Origin of the sequence: Aquirufa avitistagni (assembly GCF_042715545.1) — a bacterium.
Taxonomy (GTDB): domain Bacteria; phylum Bacteroidota; class Bacteroidia; order Cytophagales; family Spirosomataceae; genus Aquirufa; species Aquirufa avitistagni.
This window is the reverse complement of sequence record NZ_JBBKXZ010000001.1, coordinates 590,819-608,863: the sequence shown is the minus strand read 5'-3', so window position 1 is coordinate 608,863 and position 18,045 is coordinate 590,819. Positions and strand designations below refer to the sequence as shown.

Genomic DNA, 18,045 nt, shown 5'->3' with positions numbered 1-18,045 from the left:
GCGAAATGGAGCAACACGTCCAAAATCTTTTGGATTCCAAGTATGCCTTTTTCAATCATCCTCGATTTATCGAGCATGACCCGATTCAAATTCCACACGCTTTTAGTCAACAACAAGACATTGAAATTATGGGATTCTGGGTGGCGATGTTGGCCTGGGGCCAACGGAAAACCATCATATCGAAGGCCAACGAGTTAATCCAACTATTTGATGGCGCTCCATACCAATTCATTATGGAACATCAAGCCCATGATTTGAAACGCTTGGAGACGTTCAAACATCGGACTTTTAATTATACCGACACCTTGTATTTTATCCGCTTTTTCAATCGGCATTATACCTCAAACCAAAGCTTAGAAACTGCATTTAGCCAGGCCTATAATCCAGACGAATTGACTATAGAAGCAGCAATCAATCGCTTTTACCGCCATTTTTTTAATGATGAATTTGCGCCGTCAAGGACCCAAAAACATATTTCGGCACCCTTTAAGAAATCGGCGTGTAAACGAATTTGCATGTTTCTGAGATGGATGGTCCGGAAAGATGAACATGGGGTCGACTTTGGATTGTGGAACAATATGCAGCCATCTCAGCTCGTTTGTCCCTTAGATGTGCATGCACAACGGACCGCAGAAAGTTTACAATTAGTTACTCCGGGGCCTGCAAACTGGAATAAAGCATTGGAATTAACTGACGCACTGCGCCGATTAGATTCAACAGATCCGGTAAAATATGATTTCGCCCTGTATGGCATGGGCATTGAAGAAAAAACGATTTGGCAATGATTATAGAACAAAACGAAAACCAAATTTCTTTAGTCAATCCGACTAACCAATCGCGCGTGGATATTGATCTGGCGGCAGGTGGATTATTGACGCGCTTTGACGTACACGTTGAAAATGAGCTTATCAATATCGTAAAACTGCCCTTTTCCGACCGATACCCCTTAGCTTCCAACCCGTACCATCCATCGGCTGTATTAACGCCTTGGGTAAATCGTGTTCGCAATGGGAATTATTCCTTTGAAGGCAGAAATTATCAATTGCCCATCAATGAACCCAATTTAGGGAATGCGATACACGGGCTATTAGCACGTGCTTCATTTACAGTAAGTGCATCCGAGTCAACACCAAATTCAGCCTACGTTCGCATCAGCCATTCCTATCTAGGTGATGAAAAAGGATATCCTTTCCCCTTCGACTTTTCGATTGATTATACGTTTGAAAAAAGTGGAGGGTTGCGGGTCAACTTCCATTCGATGAATACAGGAACTGTAAATATGCCATTTGCTTGTGGCTGGCACCCCTATTTCGGATTCCCGGGAAGCACATTAGAAGATCTTCAAATTAGTTTTGCCTCCAAATCACGCTTTTTGTCCGACTCCCAAATGATTCCTTTACAAGAAGAATCGTTTGATCGAAAGGAACCAATATCATTAGGAAATGAGCAATTAGATCATGTTTTTTTATTAAAACCGCTGGCAAATCACCGAACGGAATTGCATGATACACGACGGAATATCAGTTTTTACTTAGAACAATCAAGTATCCAATTTCCTTACCTCGTCGTATTTGCACCAGGAGATCAGGATGCGGTGGCGATTGAGCCGATGACCGCAAATACCGATGCATTCAATACCGCTGAAGGGCTACAGGTTTTAGCGCCAGGTGCCCAGTTTGACGGAGAAGTTTATTTATGGGTAGGAAAAGCAGGTCAGACCACTCGGAAGGCCAAATGATTTTTGTACATTTGTCGAAATGAAATCACTATTTACCTTCATTTTTTGCTTACTAATTTCTTCCACTAAGCTATTGGGCACGGTTGAAGCAGATAGTTTGGCTCAAAAATGGAAAAAGGATTTCAACACAGGGGTCAACTTAAATCAATCCAGTTTTAGTGATAACTGGAAAGGTGGAGGTAGCAATACCTTCGCAATTGGCTGGTTTTTAAACCATTCTGCCAAAGTTGTCAATAACAATTGGCGCTTAAATAGTGATCTAAATCTTCAAGTTGGTTTTCTACAAAACAGAACACAATCGCTCCGCAAGAACGTCGACAGGATTTTTTACGAATTTAAAGCTGGTTACCGCATAAGTCCAAAATGGGATTTTTATGGATCGACCAACTTTCAATCCCAATTTTTCAAAGGTATTGAATATAGCAAAAAGAATAAATTAGGGATTCCCATCGATTCACTCGTTTCAAATATCTTCGCTCCTGCCTATCTGACGACGTCCATGGGTTTGGAATACCATCCACAGAAATCATTCTACACCCGAATTGGTATCGGTAGTTTACGCCAAACATTCGTATTTGATGAGCGTATTTCCCGTGCAGGGCTGTATGGATTGCAACGTCCGGGAGATAATATCAGAAATCAATTCGTATTTCAATACTTGATGAACATTGAGAAGGATATCTTTCAAAATATCAATATGAAAGCACGTTATTCCGCACTAATAGATTACTTCAGAATCGGAAGAACAGATGGAATTGTACACCGCTTGGATGCCAACTTCACCATGAAGGTCAATAAATATGTATCTACGAATTTGCAGGCGGTTCTATTTCGAGATTATGACCAAGATCCCAATTGGCAATTCTCCCAAATTCTCGCCATGGGGGTTTTATACCGCTTAGGCAACTAGGTATTTGCGCGTCTCCTCGCTTGCATACGCTCATGCAGCATTTGAATAATTCCGTCTTTCAAACCCAAATCTGGAACAAATATGGTCTCGCAACCAGCTAATTCCATCGCAGTCAAATAAATCGAGGCAGCAGGTACGATAACGTCAGCACGGTCCGTGTTTAAGCGTAATTTATTGACACGTTCCTCATACGTAAAGGAGCCTACAAATTCTGAAATCCGCTTTAGCTCCGTAAAATCCATCGTCTTATGCTCGTCAACTTGTGTGGACAAATTGTACAGCTTACTAATATTCCCACCAGTTCCCACGGCATAAACAGGGCCTTTAATTTCACTTTTTTGTTGGCTTATCCAATTCTGCATTTTCTCCCAATCCCCCGCCTTCTCTTTGCCTTCAAGCAAACGTACAGATCCAATTTTAAAGGATTTGGTTGCGAATTTTTCCTGATTTTTATAAAAATTCAACTCCGTAGATCCACCACCCACATCGATATGTAAGTAATTTTTCTTCGGATTAAGTGATTTAACGACAACATCGTTGATTAACTCAGCCTCGCGCGTCCCATCGATCAGATGAATTTTCATATCCAAAATTTTATGCACCCGCGTAATGATTTCGGATGAATTGGAAGCCTCACGCATCGCTGAGGTGGCACAAATGGAGTAATCTTGCACTTCATGCAAATCCATTAATAGTTTATAGGCGTGCATCAGCTTGAATATCCGAACCTCAGATTCAGGACTAATGGTCCCATCCGTGAACACGTCATGCCCTAATCGAAGCGCAAATCGAACATATTCAACCCGCTTAAAACTGATCATCCCTTCATTATCCAGTACAGAAGAAATCTGGAGACGTGCGGCATTGGAGCCTATATCAATGGCGGCGAATTTCATACGTTGGTTTTCGGTTTATGCAAATAAAATCCATTGGCACCTGGATCAAAATCAATTTCAGTCCCAACAACGAATAACATTTGTCGTTTGTCGATGACCACCGGAATTTCGGCAATTAGGTATTGGTCATCAAATTCCGTTTTTTGGTCAAAGCCTAAAACATAGGTTCCTCCACATGCACCACCCCGCATACCCACGCGAACAAAAGGTTCAGGCATGGATCCATTTTCAATAATGCTACGCAAATTTTCACGTGCAATGTCAGTAAATGAAATAGGAGAATTATTTGACATACAAAAAACGATTGCCTGCGCAAAAATAGTTAAATTTAGCCTGCTATTTTACGAATTAGGCGTTAACAAATTTTAATTTTTACGCACACAATAATTCGTTCGCAAATTAAGTTTAGGTTAAAAACGCAAGCATGATTTATTCCATTCTTTGGGCAGACGACGAAATCGACTTACTTACACCCTACATTATCTTTCTAGAAAATAAAGGGTACCAAGTCACAACCGCTAATTCAGGCGCTGATGCGTTAGATTTAGTCAATAATCAAAAATTCGACGTCTTATTTTTAGATGAAAACATGCCGGGCATGTCGGGCCTTGAAGTCCTCATTTCGATCAAACAGATTCGCCCAAACCTCCCTGTCATCATGATTACCAAATCGGAGGAAGAGGAATTAATGGAAGATGCGATTGGTTCAAAAATTGCCGACTATCTCATTAAGCCACTCAATCCCAATCAGTTACTACTTTCGGTGAAGCGGATATTTGATAAGAAACGTTTAGAGGAAGAGAAGACTAATTTGAATTACCAGCAAGAATTCAGGGAGCTATCGATGCGCTATCAAGATCGCTTGAACGCGGAGGAATGGGCTGATATTTACAAGAAATTAACGTATTGGGAATTAGAGATTGATCAGACAGAAAACAAATCAATGTCAGAGGTTTTGATCAATCAAAAATCAGAAGCCAATGTGCACTTTTCGAAATTCATCGAAAATTCCTACGAAGGTTGGTTGCAACATCCTGATGCTGATACACCGATTTTATCGCATTTGATGATGCGTAAATTTGTGTTTCCTCGCATCAATGACAAATCGCCCTTATTCTTTATCCTTATCGATAATCTCCGGTATGACCAATGGAAAACATTGGAGTTATTCATCCAGGAGTATTTCCAAATGGAGGAAGAGCGTACCTATTATTCTATTTTACCTACCACTACAGCGTATGCCCGAAATTCCATTTTTGCGGGAATGATGCCATCCGAAATCCATAAAAATTATCCCGATAAATGGGTGTTTGATTTAGGGGATTCAGAGGATGAAGAGGGGTACAATAAGCATGAGGAATTCTATTTAAATGAACAATTGAAGCGTCTACGTATTCCGGCAAAAGCTTCGTATCATAAGATTATCCATCAATACCAAGGAAAGCAGTTGGTGGACAACTTCAACAAACTCCTTACCAATCAGCTAAATGTGATCGTTTACAACTTTGTGGATATGCTTTCGCATGCACGTACGGACATGGCGATGATTAAAGAATTGGCACCTGATGAGTCTGCGTACCGCAGTTTAACGGCGAGCTGGTTTCAGCATTCGCCCCTATTTGATTTATTGAAGCGTATTTCGGAGAAAAAGGGACGGGTGATTATCACGACCGATCACGGTATGATTCGGGTTCAAAATCCGATAAAGATCATTGGAGATCGCAGTACAAACACGAATTTACGCTATAAGCAAGGGAAGAATTTAAACTGGGATCCGTCGAATAAAATGTTTGTGAGTCGCAAACCGGAGCAATTGTTTCTTCCGAAACCAAATATGTCAACGACCTATGTATTTGCGAAAGATGATCACATGTTTGCCTATCCAAATAACTACAATCAATACGTAAACCATTATCGCAATACCTTCCAGCATGGAGGGATATCCTTGGAAGAATGTATCATTCCAGTGGCGTATTTAGTTGGCAAATAGCTTAGATCCCAGCAGTCAACTCAATTTTACCACCTTCACACTTCAAGAATTTACCAGGTATTTGGCGCATGGTGTTATAATCGTGGCTTGCCATGATGATTGCTGTTCCTTGTGCCGTTAATTCTTTGAATAAGTGCATGATTTCCAACGAAACCTCTGGGTCTAGATGACCTGTGGGCTCATCGGCCAATAACAATTGAGGTTTATTTAAGATGGCACGCGCAATGCAGATGCGTTGTTGTTCACCGCCAGATAATTTGTGAACGCGTTTGTGAATGGCATTTGACATACCCACACGAGCAAGCACATCTTCAATACGTGATTTAATTTCTGCTTCATCCGTATGCCCCGTTGCCTCAAGCACAAACGAAAGATTTTTTTCTACGTTGCGGTCGGTAAGTAACTGGAAATCTTGAAAAACAAATCCCAATTTACGGCGCAAAAAAGGAATGTCCTTGCGCTTGATTGTGGCCAAATCATAGCCAACAACCTGTGCTTGACCTTCATCGATGGCTAACTCAGCAAAGATTGACTTAAAAAATGTACTTTTCCCACTACCGGTCCGACCGATTAAATAATAAAAATCACCTGCCTCAACTGAAAGATTGATATCCGTTAAGGTTGGGATTCCTTCATGGGAAATACTTACGTGTTCAAAAGACAAGATCGACATAGACTTATGAATTTGCTTTGGCGTGATCAGCTAAGAAAGTGGCAAGGCCAGAATCTGTCAATGGGTGTTTTGAAAGTGCTAAAATGGCCGACAAAGGACCAGTCATCACATCAGCAGCAGCTTCCGCGCATTTAATGATGTGCATTGGATGACGAACAGATGCCGCAAGGATTTGGGTATCGAATTCGTAGTTATCATAGATCAAACGAATTTGCTCGATCAATTCAATCCCGTCGAACGAAATATCGTCTAAACGACCAATGAAAGGAGAAACGTAAGTAGCCCCTGCTTTCGCCGCTAAAAGCGCTTGTCCTGCAGAGAAAACTAACGTACAATTTGTTTTGATACCGCGATCAGAGAAATATTTCAACGCTTTGATACCATCTTTGATCATTGGAATTTTTACGACGATTTTTTCGTCTAATTCGGCTAGTTCTTCGCCTTCGCGAATCATGCCTTCGAAATCTGTAGCAATTACTTCGGCTGAAACATCGCCATCGACGATATCACAAATAGCCTTATAGTGGCGTAAAACATTATCTTTTCCACTAACACCTTCCTTTGCCATTAACGATGGATTGGTTGTAACCCCATCCAAAACCCCAAGATCTTGGGCTTCCTTAATTTGTGCCAAATTTGCTGTATCAATAAAAAATTTCATGCTTGTACGATTTAGATGAACAAAAAAATGGCAAATTCACCGCTACGACCTACCTACCCTTGCTTCGATCAAGACCTGGGGGATTCAGAGGGAGCTGGTAATTTGCCGTTGCAAAGATGCGACAATCACCGCTTTTTTCAAAATATATGCCAATAATTTCCAATTTGACCGTAACTTTAATGACTATTCAAAAAACATGCGATTTACATATTTCTTCCTCCTTTGTTTCCTAGCCCTCTCCTGCTCTTCTGATGCCGATTCATGGCTTGAAGAAGCTAAAAAACGTTTAAAAGCTGGGGAGACCGTTTCCGCAAAAGAAGCGATTCAAAAAGCGATTGAGAAAAATCCGGGTTTAGCTGAAGCCTATAATCTCCAAGGCGTTATTCTATTTCAAGAAAAAGATTTAGTGGGTGCTGAAGCGCAATACAGAAAAGCGATTTCGTTAAAGCCTTCGCTGGTGCAAGCCCAACTCAACCTAGGAGCTTTATTGATGGAAAACGGAAAATGGAAAGACGCATTTGAACCCACGAATAAGGCCGTTACCCTTCAACCAGATTCAAGTGCAGGGTATCTTCAACGCGGCATTGTACTGGCTGCTTTAGGAAAACCCGCTGAGGCTAAAGCTGATTTTACAGCTTGTCTTAAGATTGCACCTAACGACATAAATGCACACTATAACCGAGGAAACATCTTTTTCCAAGAATTAAATTATCCCGAAGCCATTAGAGATTTCGAAGCAAGCGTAGGCGTTGATCCTGAATTTGCCAAAGGTTACTATGCCTTAGGCCTATCCTATTACTATTTTAAAGCAAAGGACAAAGCCTGCTTAGCGCTCCAACAAGCTAAAAAACTAAAGTATCCAGGCGCATCACAAGCTGTAAAAAGCTTGTGTGATGAATAATTAAACGGACTATGAAACAAACCTTATTTATTTCTGGAATCCTATTTACAATCATTTTTACCCTTTTTGCCTATTGGCAATTAAATGACCCGGACCCGATTCTTTGGGTTCCCGTGTATGGCTCCGTCGTATATGTTTCGGCTCAGGCTATCCGTGGAAAAGTTAATCGTGAATTGATCAGCGTCCTTTTTGTATTAAGTCTCATGGCTGGCATTCAGCTTTGGAGCGAAATGACCGCATGGGAAGGATTTATGACGGATGGCTTGGCGATGAAAACAATGAACCAAGAATTAGCGCGTGAAGCGGTAGGTCTTTGGATCTGCTCAGCCGCACTTGCCTTATTTTACAGCGTAGATAAACTAAAATAACATGCTTGATCTCGGACTAAATTCTGCCATTTTACCTGACTTGACTTTAGAGCAAGTACTCGATTATGCGCATCGTGCGCAGTTCGCCTGTGTCGAAGTGATGTGCTGGCCTTCCACAAATTCGGATACCCGTAGGTACGCTGGTGTTTCACATATTGCGGTAGACCAAATGGACTCTTTGGGACTTTTAAATTTAAAGACCTACCTGAAGCAACATCCCGTAAAAATCTCAGCATTAGGATATTACCCGAATCCCATGGATCCGGACGAACAACAAGCATCCTTTTATCGGAATCATATTAAAAAAGTAATTCAAGCAGCTGCTGTACTTGAAATACCCGTAGTCAACACGTTTATTGGCCGTGATTACACCAAAAATGTTGCGGATAATATTGCGAAATTTTCTGAAGTATGGCCAGAAATTATTGCCTTGGCCGACTCCCTGAATATTAAGATTGGAATAGAAAATTGTCCGATGTTTTTCACCGACGATGAGTGGCCGGGCGGAAAAAATCTAATGACAACACCGAAGATTTGGGATCAATTATTCAGCATTATCTCATCGGCAAATTTTGGATTGAATTACGATCCATCGCACATGGTTTGGCAACAAATGGATTATTTATTCCCTATTCACCATTATGCGGATCGCCTGCACCACATCCATTTAAAAGATGTAAAAGTATATACGGATAAGTTAAATCGGGTCGGCATTCTTGCTAATCCATTAGAATACCATTCACCTAAAATACCAGGCTTAGGAGACATCCATTGGGGAAAATTCATATCAGCTTTACACGATGTGCGTTACCGTGGGCCTATTGTGATTGAAGTAGAAGACAAGGCCTTTGAGGGATCTCCTGAGGATATTAATAAGGCGATTCATACAGCCAGGAACCACATCAACACCTTTTTACCTTAATCAAAAACGGGAGCTAATTAGCTCCCGTTTTGATTTTATTTACTTGGCTTTTTAAACAAGCTCGGATCGACAGGAACATTTAATTCCACTGAGGTCGTATCCACTTGCATCATACCGCCCATGGGGCTAGCGGCCTCTACCGTAAATGGAAAATATAAACCATCTACTGCTTTATAATTTGAGTAATTCACTTCGGTATCGACTGTTTGTCCATTCGCCTGCACTTTCGCAATCGTCTTAATGACGTAATAAGTAGAAGCTGAAACATACACTTGTGATTCTTCACCACCTGCCTTCGACACCTTAAATAAATACGCATCAGCACCATCTAATTTTTCTTTGCTTACTAGCTCGATTGTTGCACCAGCTTTCTGTGCCTGAACTAAAGCAGAACCTAAATTCTTTTGTGTTCCTGCTAATTTTACTTGCTCGCCGGGCATATCTTCAGGTTCTCCTGTTCCACCCATCATCGCTGGACGAATCATCCAACCCGAATTTTCATCCACTACCGTAATGATTTTGTTACCCATTACCTCAACCTCCGTACGGAAAGCCTTACCTATAGACATCGAAGTTTTTGATTCAATATCCATACCCTGCACACTAAACTTATTCTTCACAACCGCTGATTTTAATGCAGCCCATTTTTCAGGACTACCCATAGCCGTTTGATGTTTAGCTAAAATTTCTTCTGTGCTTTGTCCAAAAGCAATCGCTGAACTAAATAGTAATAAGCCCGCGATCATGTGTGTAAAATTTCTTTTCATCTCTTTGTTTTTTTTGAAAGGTAAATAAATATCCGATTGTAACGCACAAATCGAACACAATTATCAGTTTACTGATTATTTTTTGGGATAGATCGCATGATAATTGCCCAAGCTAGAAACCCAACAACCCCTGCCGCCAAAAATGCAGCCCCTGGAAAATTGTGTTCCTTCGTTGTGAAATAGGCAAATAAATTAGAGGCAAATAAAGGCCCTAATATCGTTGTAATCGATTGTAAACTCGTTAAACCACCTTGCAGTTCTCCTTGTTCATTAGCACCCACCTGCTGCGTAATCAAACTTTGAAGCGCCGGGCCCGCTAATCCCCCCAGTCCAAAAGGGATCATAAATGCATACATCATCCACGATTCGGTCGCAAAAGCAAATAACAAAAAGCCTGAGGCCCATAGCAATAAACCATAGGATATCGCTTTGCGCTCACCGATTTTAGGCGTAATTACACGCGTCAAACCACCTTGAACGACGGCTACGATTAGGCCAACAAAAGCTAAGGAATATCCCACCTCGTCTGGAGTCCAATCAAATACTTTCATCGTAAAATACGACCACGTACTCGGATGCGCCTGACTAGCTAATTGCACACAAAAATAACCACCCACTAAGCCCAGCACCATCGGTTGATACTTCGACATGTGCTTCAACGAACCAAAAGGATTAGCTCTTTTCCAATCAAATGGACGGCGATTCTCCAAGGCAAGCGATTCCGGCAACACAAAATATCCGTACAACGCATTAACCATCGTCAATACCGCAGAAGCATAAAAGGGTAAATGCACATCAATATTTCCCAGTAAACCACCGATGGCAGGTCCAACGATAAATCCTAGACCAAAAGCGGCACCCACCATACCAAAGTTTTTAGCTCGATTTTCTGCCGTCGATACATCGGCAATATAGGCTTGTGCTGTGGTGAAACTAGCTCCTGTAATTCCGGCGAGTATTCGGCCCACAAATAACCAGGTGATATTGGGCGCATTGGCTAGTAATAAATAGTCCAATGAGAACCCAAATAATGAAGCTAAAATAATAGGCCTACGACCGTACTGATCCGAAAGTCCGCCTAAGACTGGCGAAAAAATAAATTGCATAATGGCATACGAGGCCATGAGCCAACCGGAATATTGGGAGGCGGTACTTAAATCACCCCCTGTAAATCCGCGTATCAATGTAGGCATCGTTGGAATAATGATTCCAATACCCATGACATCAATCAATAACGTAACAAATATAAAACCGATCGCTGCGCTGCGCTTCTTCTGTGACATGCAAATTAATTTGTTCGCAATTTACTAAAATTGATAGGCTTTCTTTGCCAACAGAAAATCTTTACTGATTTGAGCGCATTGTTTTGGCGTTTTGGCCTTGTCAGGTACCCCATCTAATTCAACAATGGCCCATCCTGCAAATTTTATTTTATCTAAAGCTGCAAAAACACCCACTAAGTCAACGTTTCCTTGACCTAATTCAACAAATTTATATGACTTTGGATTCGCATTTCCAACGATCGGGCATTCCACATCCTTCACGTGCAAACTATGTAACACTTTTTTATACTTAATAACTGCCTCAGCAGGTTTTCCGCCACCTTGGTGGTAATGAGCTACATCTAACAATAAACGGATATAGTTCGGATCCATCGCCTTCACTAACGCATCCACCTCCTCAGGAGTCTCTCCATATTGATTCATGTGGTTATGGTAGGTAGCTTGAATGCCAATTTCCTTTGTCAATTTACCTATTTCATTCATCGCGGCTCCCAATCGCGTCAATTCATCTGCGGTAGGTGGCACATTATTTTTACGTAAACTGTTTGTCAATTGTATGGATGTTCCTCCCAATGCTTTGACAAAACGCGCATGATTTAAGTGCATGGCTGCATTGGCTTCTTTTTTTGCTGGATCTATCTCCACATTTCCACTTGAAAACATGACTAATGAAAGTCCTTTCGCATCTAATAAAGCTTTGATTTCAGCCGGATTGTCCTTGTATTTCGCGTAGGTATTCGCCCGTAATTGGATTCCCTTGTAACCTAATTCTGCTAATTCTTCAATGGCTTGTTCATCTTTTCCGCCCCACGTAATGGCCGAATAGCCCATACGGTACGTTTTTGATTTGGCAGAAGGGACAAATGCAGCTAATGCCAAAAGTGAATTTTGTGCAATAAATCGACGACGTGAAAGCATAAATGAGAGGTTAGAGGTTTGAGGTAAGAGTTAAGAGGTTTATTTTCAAAACAACAAAAAAAAATAGAAAGAAAAAAGTGATTAGTCCGGAGGAGTTTAGTCAGAAGGAAAGTAGTCCGTAGGAAAAGAGTCCAAACTTCGGACTACTTCCATCCGGACTTCAGACTATTTTCCTTCGGACTTCGGACTATTTCCCTGCGGACTACTTCCCACTTGCCTTCAAATACCCCGCCAAGTCCGCCAAATGATCCGTTCCGATGTAATCCACCCCTAAGTCCAATAAAGTCTGATAAGCAATCATCGTATCTGGTGTTGCCCATAAACGAAGTTTGCGGCCCGCAGCGTGAACTCGATCTACGTAAGCTTGCAGTTTTTCACGTAAGGCTGGGGCCATAGGCACATTGCCACTCCACACCCCAAACTTGTAAAATGCCTCACTTTCAAGCTCCACATGCGAAGCTAAGAAAGAAGGAACTGGCTCATTGGACCGACCGTCAAACGTTATCCAATTCGGATATTTGACATAATCAGCCACTTTGGGACGATTACCCGATATGACAATCCGTAATTTATGCTTTAGAATTAAATCCTTATGAGGCTCCAAAGCCTGAATAATTATTGGCAACGTTGAGTCCGAAGAGGTCTTGCAATCAATCAAAAATTGGTGAAAATTTCCAGCCTTCCCAGCTTTCAACACCTGGATAATCGGCTCCAAATACAGATTCTGTAAGGTACGAGACGCTTTCAAATCCTTCACATCATGGGCAACCAATAATTGGCCATTCACCGCATACACATCCGATTCAATCGAACCAAAACCCAACGAAAAGGCCTCGTAAAAAGGCTTCTCATGTTCATAATCATTATGTGCATGTGCCTTGGAGACAATCGATTGCGCCCACACACCTGTCGAGCACAAAAGCAAAAACAAAATCGCGACTTTTTTCATCCTATGGTTTCATGTAGTCACCCGATACAATCCGCGTCTTCGGATCCGTCGGACGGTTATAGATATACGCATACGTAGTTATCTTCTTTCCCTTCAACGTTACCTCAACCTGCTCCCGAATAAATAGACTTGCCTCCGGACGATCCGTTTCATATTCTTCATATTCATCTAACACGTTCAACAACTTGACGGTATTCGATAACAAATATAATTCACCTACTACCTTATCAGCCGGGTTTTCAGATGGAATAATTCCCGGATATTCAGCCACCTGGAACATTTGACCTTGATAATTCGCCATACCCACATAATCCGAATTTCGCGCAATTAAACGATGTAAATCATTTCCGCAATCGCGACGCAAGGTTCCATACACGAAGATGTATTCCTCCACATCTGGCTCTGGCAACTTCGCCTCTTCCAAGGTCAAGACCAAATCCTCTTGTTCAACGACCGTTCCCTCATTCAGCACCACGTTTCCAATGATACCCTCAAACGGTGCCGAAACAATCGACTCCATTTTCATCGCCTCAATGATATACAACGGTGCATTTTTCTTCACTTCCTCCCCCGGCTTCACTAAAATACGACTCAATCGTCCCTGCAACGGAGCACCAATATCTCCTTTGCCAGTCGCCTTCGCATGTTGCGCCCGCTCAACCTTAATATTCTTATCTAATATTTTCAAGCGACGCGCCTGACCATTCAAATCAAATGTGATATTTCGTAATCCTGATTCATCTGGGTCCGACATGTATAAGTACTTGACAATGATCGTCTTACCGGGCTCAATCGTAATCATAATCTCCTCATCCTGCTTCAAACCATAGAAGAAAGCCGGCGTAGGCATCATCGTCAAATCTCCATAAAGTGCCTGATTCTTGTAGAAATCTTCATACACTTTCGGATACATTTTGTACGATAAATAATCGTAGAACCCACCTTCATGATCCGGGAATTTCACTTTGAAATTCGCATAATCCGTATCAAAATCAATCGGATCTAAGTGATCATTCGGTCGGCCTTCGTACGGCACCTCTCCCTTCAACACAATCTCTTGCAACTGTTTCGGGAATCCTTGATACGGCTGACCCAAGCCTCCTTTAAAGAAATCTTTCACCGATTCTGGGAAAGATAAGGTTGAGCCTTTGGCATAGACATCCTCCGCAGTCAAACTATTCGCGGTCATAAAGATGGCCATATCGCCCACCACTTTAGAAGATGGTGTCACCTTCACAATATCACCAAACAAATTATTCGCCTCCGAGTAATTCGTTTTCAATAACTCAAATTTATCTCCCACACCTAACGCGATCGCCTGACCCCGTAAGTTGGTATACTGCCCACCCGGAATCTCATTATTGTACACCTCAGCCGTCCCTGCTTTCAATTCAGATTCAAACGGGAAATACATGGCACGCACCGCTTCCCAATAATTCGAATATTGATTCAGCTTATCCAAATCCAATTTTGGATCTTTTTCGTGGCCTTTTAACATGGCCACCAACGAGTTTAAGTTGGGCTGCGAAGTCAATCCCGACATCGAACCGATCGCTCCATCCAAAATATCCACACCGGAATCAATGGCCTTCAAATACGTAGCCGACTGCACCGAAGCCGTGTCGTGGGAGTGTAAGTGGATCGGAATGTCGACTGCCTTCTTTAGTTCAGCCACCAATTTCTCCGCTTGGAACGGACGTAAAAGACCTGCCATGTCTTTGATACAAAGTATATGTGCGCCTTCATCTTCCAGCTGACGCGCCATATCCACGTAATATTGCAGGTTGTATTTTTGGTTCGTAAATACATCACCTGTATAACAAATCGAAACTTCCGCTAATCCAGGCGTGCGCTCACGCACCGCGCGTATCGACACTTTCATCGCCTCGATCCAGTTTAACGAATCGAAAATCCGGAATACATCAATACCCGCTTCGGATGATTTCTCCACAAATTTTTCAATCAAATTATCCGGATAGGCTGAATATCCCACAGCATTTGATCCTCTAAACAACATCTGCAAAAGCATATTCGGCATCGCCTCTCTAAACTCTTCCAAACGCTTCCAAGGAGACTCCTGCAAGAAACGCATCGCCACATCAAACGTCGCACCGCCCCAAACTTCCATCGAGAATAAATTCGGGAAAGATTTAGCGAAGCCAGAGGCTACGGTCAACATATCTTGTGTCCGCACACGGGTGGCCAATAAAGATTGGTGCCCATCGCGGAAGGTCGTATCGGTAAATAAAACTTGCTTGGTGTCACGAATGTGCTTAGCAAATTTCTCTGGGCCGAGCTCCATCAATAACTGCTTGTAGCCAGCTGGATATTCCGCAACATCCGAAATAATCGGAATGATTGGTTGGCGAAATGGAGCACTAGGCTTCACTTTAACATCTGGATTTCCATTCACAATCACCTCACCTAAATAGCGAAGGGCCTTCGTCGAACGGTCACGCGTAGGTTTGAAATTGAATAATTCAGGATGATTCGCAATAAAAGGAACCGTACAATTTCCCTCCTGGAACACGGGATGGGAAATTACGTTCCGCAAGAAAGGGATATTGGTTTTTACGCCACGAATACGAAATTCTGTCAATGCTCGATTTAAGCGTTCAGCAGCACCGCGAAGCGTCCGGCCTTTGGCAGAAATCTTCACCAGCATAGAGTCAAAATAAGGCGAAATTTTCACCCCAGGATAGGACGAACCCTCATCTAAACGAATTCCAAAACCAGCCGCATTCCGATAGGCAATAATGGTTCCAAAATCCGGTTTAAACCCATTGGCTGGATCTTCTGTCGTAATCCGACACTGAATCGCAAAGCCATTTAACGGTATTTTATCTTGTGATTGAATGAATATACCAGGATCAGATAACTTATAATTTTGGGCAATCAAAATCTGCGTCCGCACGATATCAATTCCCGTCACCTCTTCCGTAATCGTGTGCTCCACCTGAATACGTGGATTCACCTCAATGAAATAGATATTTTCATCCTTGTCGACCAAGAATTCAACCGTCCCCGCATTATAATAATTTACCGCCTTACCAATCGATAACGCGTATTGATATAATTTCTGCTTCGTTTCTTCCTTTAAGCCAAACGAAGGTGCCACCTCCACGACCTTTTGAAAACGACGCTGAACAGAACAATCACGTTCATATAAATGAACTAAGTTGCCATGCTGGTCGCCCAACAACTGAACCTCGATGTGCTTAGGTTCATTGATGAATTTCTCAATAAATAAAGTATCGTCACCAAAGGCATTTTTAGCCTCATTTTTAGCTTCCGAATGCGCTTTTTCTAATTCTGCCTCGGAATAAACAACCCGCATTCCACGACCACCACCACCAGCAACAGCTTTCACCATGACAGGGAACGTTATGCGACGCGCTTCTGCCAGGGCGTTTTCGTACACCGACATGTCCCCTTTCGAATCAAGGATCATGGGCACATTAGCTTTGAGTGCAGCAACTTTGGCAGCTACTTTATCACCAAGCGCATCCATCGCTTCTGGAGATGGGCCTACGAATACAATGCCTTCCTCTCGGCACCGACGGGCTAACACGACGTTTTCAGATAGGAAACCGTAGCCCGGGTGAATCGCATCAATTTTTTTAGATTTACATAAAGAAATCAAACATTCGATATCCAAATAGGGCTTCAATGGTTCATTCTCTTTACCTATTTGGTAGGCTTCATCCGCTTTGTAACGGTGAAGTGAATAACGATCTTCGAAGGTGTAAACGGCAACCGTTCTGATTCCTAACTCAGAAGCGGCACGCATGATACGAATAGCGATCTCACCGCGATTCGCGATAAGTAGGCTGTTGATTTTGTTAACGTAGGATTTTGGCATTCGATTAGATTTAATGCAGTCTAACAAAAATGATAAAAATATTGGGATTTCAACACCCTGAGCCATATAAAATTTGGCAAATATTGAAATTTTACAATTATTATTGGGTTCGATACTAAAAAAAGGCAGGTTCAAAAAAATCCTATTTCCTTGATTCGAAAATTGTTAACTTGCGAACCCTAATTTTACCTAGCATTCATGAGCGCATCGAAACCTTTTATCGGCATCACCCTTGGAGATTATAACGGCATCGGACCGGAAGTCATTCTCAAGGCATTGGGTAGCCAGCGTATTTTGAAATGGTGCACGCCAGTCATTTACGGTTCAAAAAAAGTGCTTGAATTCACGCGCAAACAATTAGAATTGCCTGAATGGTCCATCAAAGAAATTAAGGAGTTAAGTGAAGCTGGGACAGATCAAAGCTATGTAATTACTTGTTGGGACGACTCAAACACCCTAGTCGAACCCGGAAAAGTGACCCTGGAGGCCGGTAAAGCAGCTTTTGCTTGCTTAGATCGCGCTGCCAAAGACCTTGATTCTGGTGTTCTTTCAGCTATTGTTACGGCACCCATCAACAAGCATAATATCCAATCGGAAGACTTTAAATTTCCGGGACATACCGAATATTTAACTGAACGTTTCGAAGCAAAATCATCGTTGATGATGCTCGTAAGCGACGAATTGCGCGTGGGAGTTGCCACAGGCCACTTGCCACTTTTAGAAGTAAGCAAAGCATTGAGCAAGGAACTTATCCGCGAAAAAATCACCACGTTTTTACAGAGTTTACGCGAAGATTTCGCGATCGACAAACCTAAATTAGCTGTGTTGGGATTGAATCCTCACGCAGGTGAAGCAGGGCTGTTGGGCCAGGAAGAATTGGAAATTATCCAACCGGTCATCGATGAATTTAGAAGCAAAGGCAACCTCGTTTTTGGTCCTTATCCGGCGGATGGATTCTTCGGAAAAGCGCAATTCAAAGAATTTGATGGCGTTTTAGGGATGTACCATGACCAAGGATTAATTCCATTCAAATACATCGCATTCGAAACAGGCGTTAACTTCACAGCAGGTTTGCCGATCATCCGCACCTCTCCTGACCATGGAACGGCCTATGATATCGCAGGAAAAAATGAAGCTGATCCAAGCTCATTCTTGCATGCCTTCTTTTTGGCCATCGATTTAGTTAAAAATAGAATGAACGCATAGT

The 18,045-nt window shown here is 42.2% G+C and carries 17 protein-coding genes; 8 read left to right on the top strand and 9 right to left on the bottom strand.

Annotated features, from left to right (window positions below; translation table 11 throughout):
- Positions 1–5 precede the first annotated feature (5 nt).
- From U0R10_RS02510 to U0R10_RS02500, 3 genes are read left to right on the top strand one after another with little or no spacing between them, the layout of a single operon-like run.
- Positions 6–785: a TIGR02757 family protein gene (locus tag U0R10_RS02510; RefSeq protein WP_377982167.1), complete on the top strand. Its 780-nt coding sequence runs from the start codon at positions 6–8 to the stop codon at positions 783–785.
- Positions 782–1,738, top strand: a complete 957-nt coding sequence (locus tag U0R10_RS02505) for an aldose 1-epimerase (protein ID WP_377982166.1) — start codon at positions 782–784, stop codon at positions 1,736–1,738. Before U0R10_RS02510 ends, U0R10_RS02505 begins: the two co-directional genes overlap by 4 nt.
- 19 nt (positions 1,739–1,757) lie before the next feature.
- The gene (locus tag U0R10_RS02500; protein WP_377982164.1) at positions 1,758–2,648 is read left to right on the top strand and encodes a DUF3078 domain-containing protein; all 891 of its coding nucleotides are present in this window, start codon (positions 1,758–1,760) and stop codon (positions 2,646–2,648) included.
- Here the strand turns inward: U0R10_RS02500 and U0R10_RS02495 are convergent.
- Both U0R10_RS02495 and U0R10_RS02490 read right to left on the bottom strand, forming a co-directional pair.
- Entirely contained in the window at positions 2,645–3,544 is a 900-nt protein-coding gene (locus U0R10_RS02495; protein ID WP_377982162.1) for a Ppx/GppA phosphatase family protein, read from the bottom strand. The two genes, U0R10_RS02500 and U0R10_RS02495, sit on opposite strands and share 4 nt — an antisense overlap.
- Positions 3,541–3,837, bottom strand: coding sequence for a HesB/IscA family protein (locus U0R10_RS02490; RefSeq protein ID WP_377982161.1), 297 nt, complete (start codon positions 3,835–3,837; stop codon positions 3,541–3,543). The genes U0R10_RS02495 and U0R10_RS02490 overlap by 4 nt, the downstream gene beginning before the upstream one ends.
- Positions 3,838–3,968: 131 nt before the next feature.
- Between U0R10_RS02490 and porX the strand changes: the two genes are divergently transcribed.
- Entirely contained in the window at positions 3,969–5,534 is a 1,566-nt protein-coding gene (porX, locus tag U0R10_RS02485; RefSeq protein WP_377982159.1) for a T9SS response regulator signal transducer PorX, read from the top strand.
- 1 nt (position 5,535) lies between these two features.
- Here porX and U0R10_RS02480 read toward each other — a convergent pair whose 3' ends face one another.
- Complete coding sequence (locus U0R10_RS02480) at positions 5,536–6,207, bottom strand: cell division ATP-binding protein FtsE (RefSeq protein ID WP_377982157.1); 672 nt, start codon at positions 6,205–6,207, stop codon at positions 5,536–5,538.
- A gap of 4 nt (positions 6,208–6,211) precedes the next feature.
- Positions 6,212–6,868, bottom strand: coding sequence for a fructose-6-phosphate aldolase (gene fsa / locus U0R10_RS02475; protein ID WP_377982155.1), 657 nt, complete (start codon positions 6,866–6,868; stop codon positions 6,212–6,214).
- 196 nt (positions 6,869–7,064) lie between these two features.
- On the opposite strand from fsa, the gene U0R10_RS02470 reads away from it, so the two are divergent.
- The 3 genes from U0R10_RS02470 to U0R10_RS02460 are packed head-to-tail and all read left to right on the top strand — an operon-like array spanning position 7,065 to position 9,059.
- Complete coding sequence (locus U0R10_RS02470) at positions 7,065–7,769, top strand: tetratricopeptide repeat protein (RefSeq protein ID WP_377982154.1); 705 nt, start codon at positions 7,065–7,067, stop codon at positions 7,767–7,769.
- 11 nt (positions 7,770–7,780) lie between these two features.
- Positions 7,781–8,137 carry a transmembrane 220 family protein gene (locus U0R10_RS02465; protein ID WP_377982152.1) on the top strand — a complete coding sequence of 119 codons (357 nt, stop codon included), beginning with the start codon at positions 7,781–7,783 and terminating at the stop codon, positions 8,135–8,137.
- A 1-nt stretch (position 8,138) separates the two neighbouring features.
- Complete coding sequence (locus U0R10_RS02460; protein WP_377982150.1) at positions 8,139–9,059, top strand: sugar phosphate isomerase/epimerase family protein; 921 nt, start codon at positions 8,139–8,141, stop codon at positions 9,057–9,059.
- Positions 9,060–9,094: 35 nt separating this feature from the next.
- Here U0R10_RS02460 and U0R10_RS02455 read toward each other — a convergent pair whose 3' ends face one another.
- From U0R10_RS02455 to U0R10_RS02435, 5 genes are all read right to left on the bottom strand, one after another.
- Complete coding sequence (locus U0R10_RS02455) at positions 9,095–9,826, bottom strand: outer membrane lipoprotein-sorting protein (protein WP_377982149.1); 732 nt, start codon at positions 9,824–9,826, stop codon at positions 9,095–9,097.
- A 68-nt stretch (positions 9,827–9,894) separates the two neighbouring features.
- Complete coding sequence (locus U0R10_RS02450) at positions 9,895–11,109, bottom strand: TCR/Tet family MFS transporter (RefSeq protein WP_377982147.1); 1,215 nt, start codon at positions 11,107–11,109, stop codon at positions 9,895–9,897.
- A gap of 24 nt (positions 11,110–11,133) precedes the next feature.
- On the bottom strand, positions 11,134–12,027 hold the full coding sequence (locus U0R10_RS02445) for a sugar phosphate isomerase/epimerase family protein (RefSeq protein ID WP_377982145.1): 894 nt from the start codon (positions 12,025–12,027) through the stop codon (positions 11,134–11,136).
- Between the two features lie 202 nt (positions 12,028–12,229).
- Complete coding sequence (locus U0R10_RS02440) at positions 12,230–12,976, bottom strand: PI-PLC domain-containing protein (RefSeq protein ID WP_377982143.1); 747 nt, start codon at positions 12,974–12,976, stop codon at positions 12,230–12,232.
- Position 12,977: 1 nt separating this feature from the next.
- Positions 12,978–16,838, bottom strand: a complete 3,861-nt coding sequence (locus tag U0R10_RS02435) for a pyruvate carboxylase (protein WP_377982141.1) — start codon at positions 16,836–16,838, stop codon at positions 12,978–12,980.
- A gap of 198 nt (positions 16,839–17,036) precedes the next feature.
- Between U0R10_RS02435 and pdxA the strand changes: the two genes are divergently transcribed.
- Entirely contained in the window at positions 17,037–18,044 is a 1,008-nt protein-coding gene (gene pdxA, locus U0R10_RS02430) for a 4-hydroxythreonine-4-phosphate dehydrogenase PdxA (RefSeq protein WP_377982140.1), read from the top strand.
- Position 18,045 lies beyond the last annotated feature (1 nt).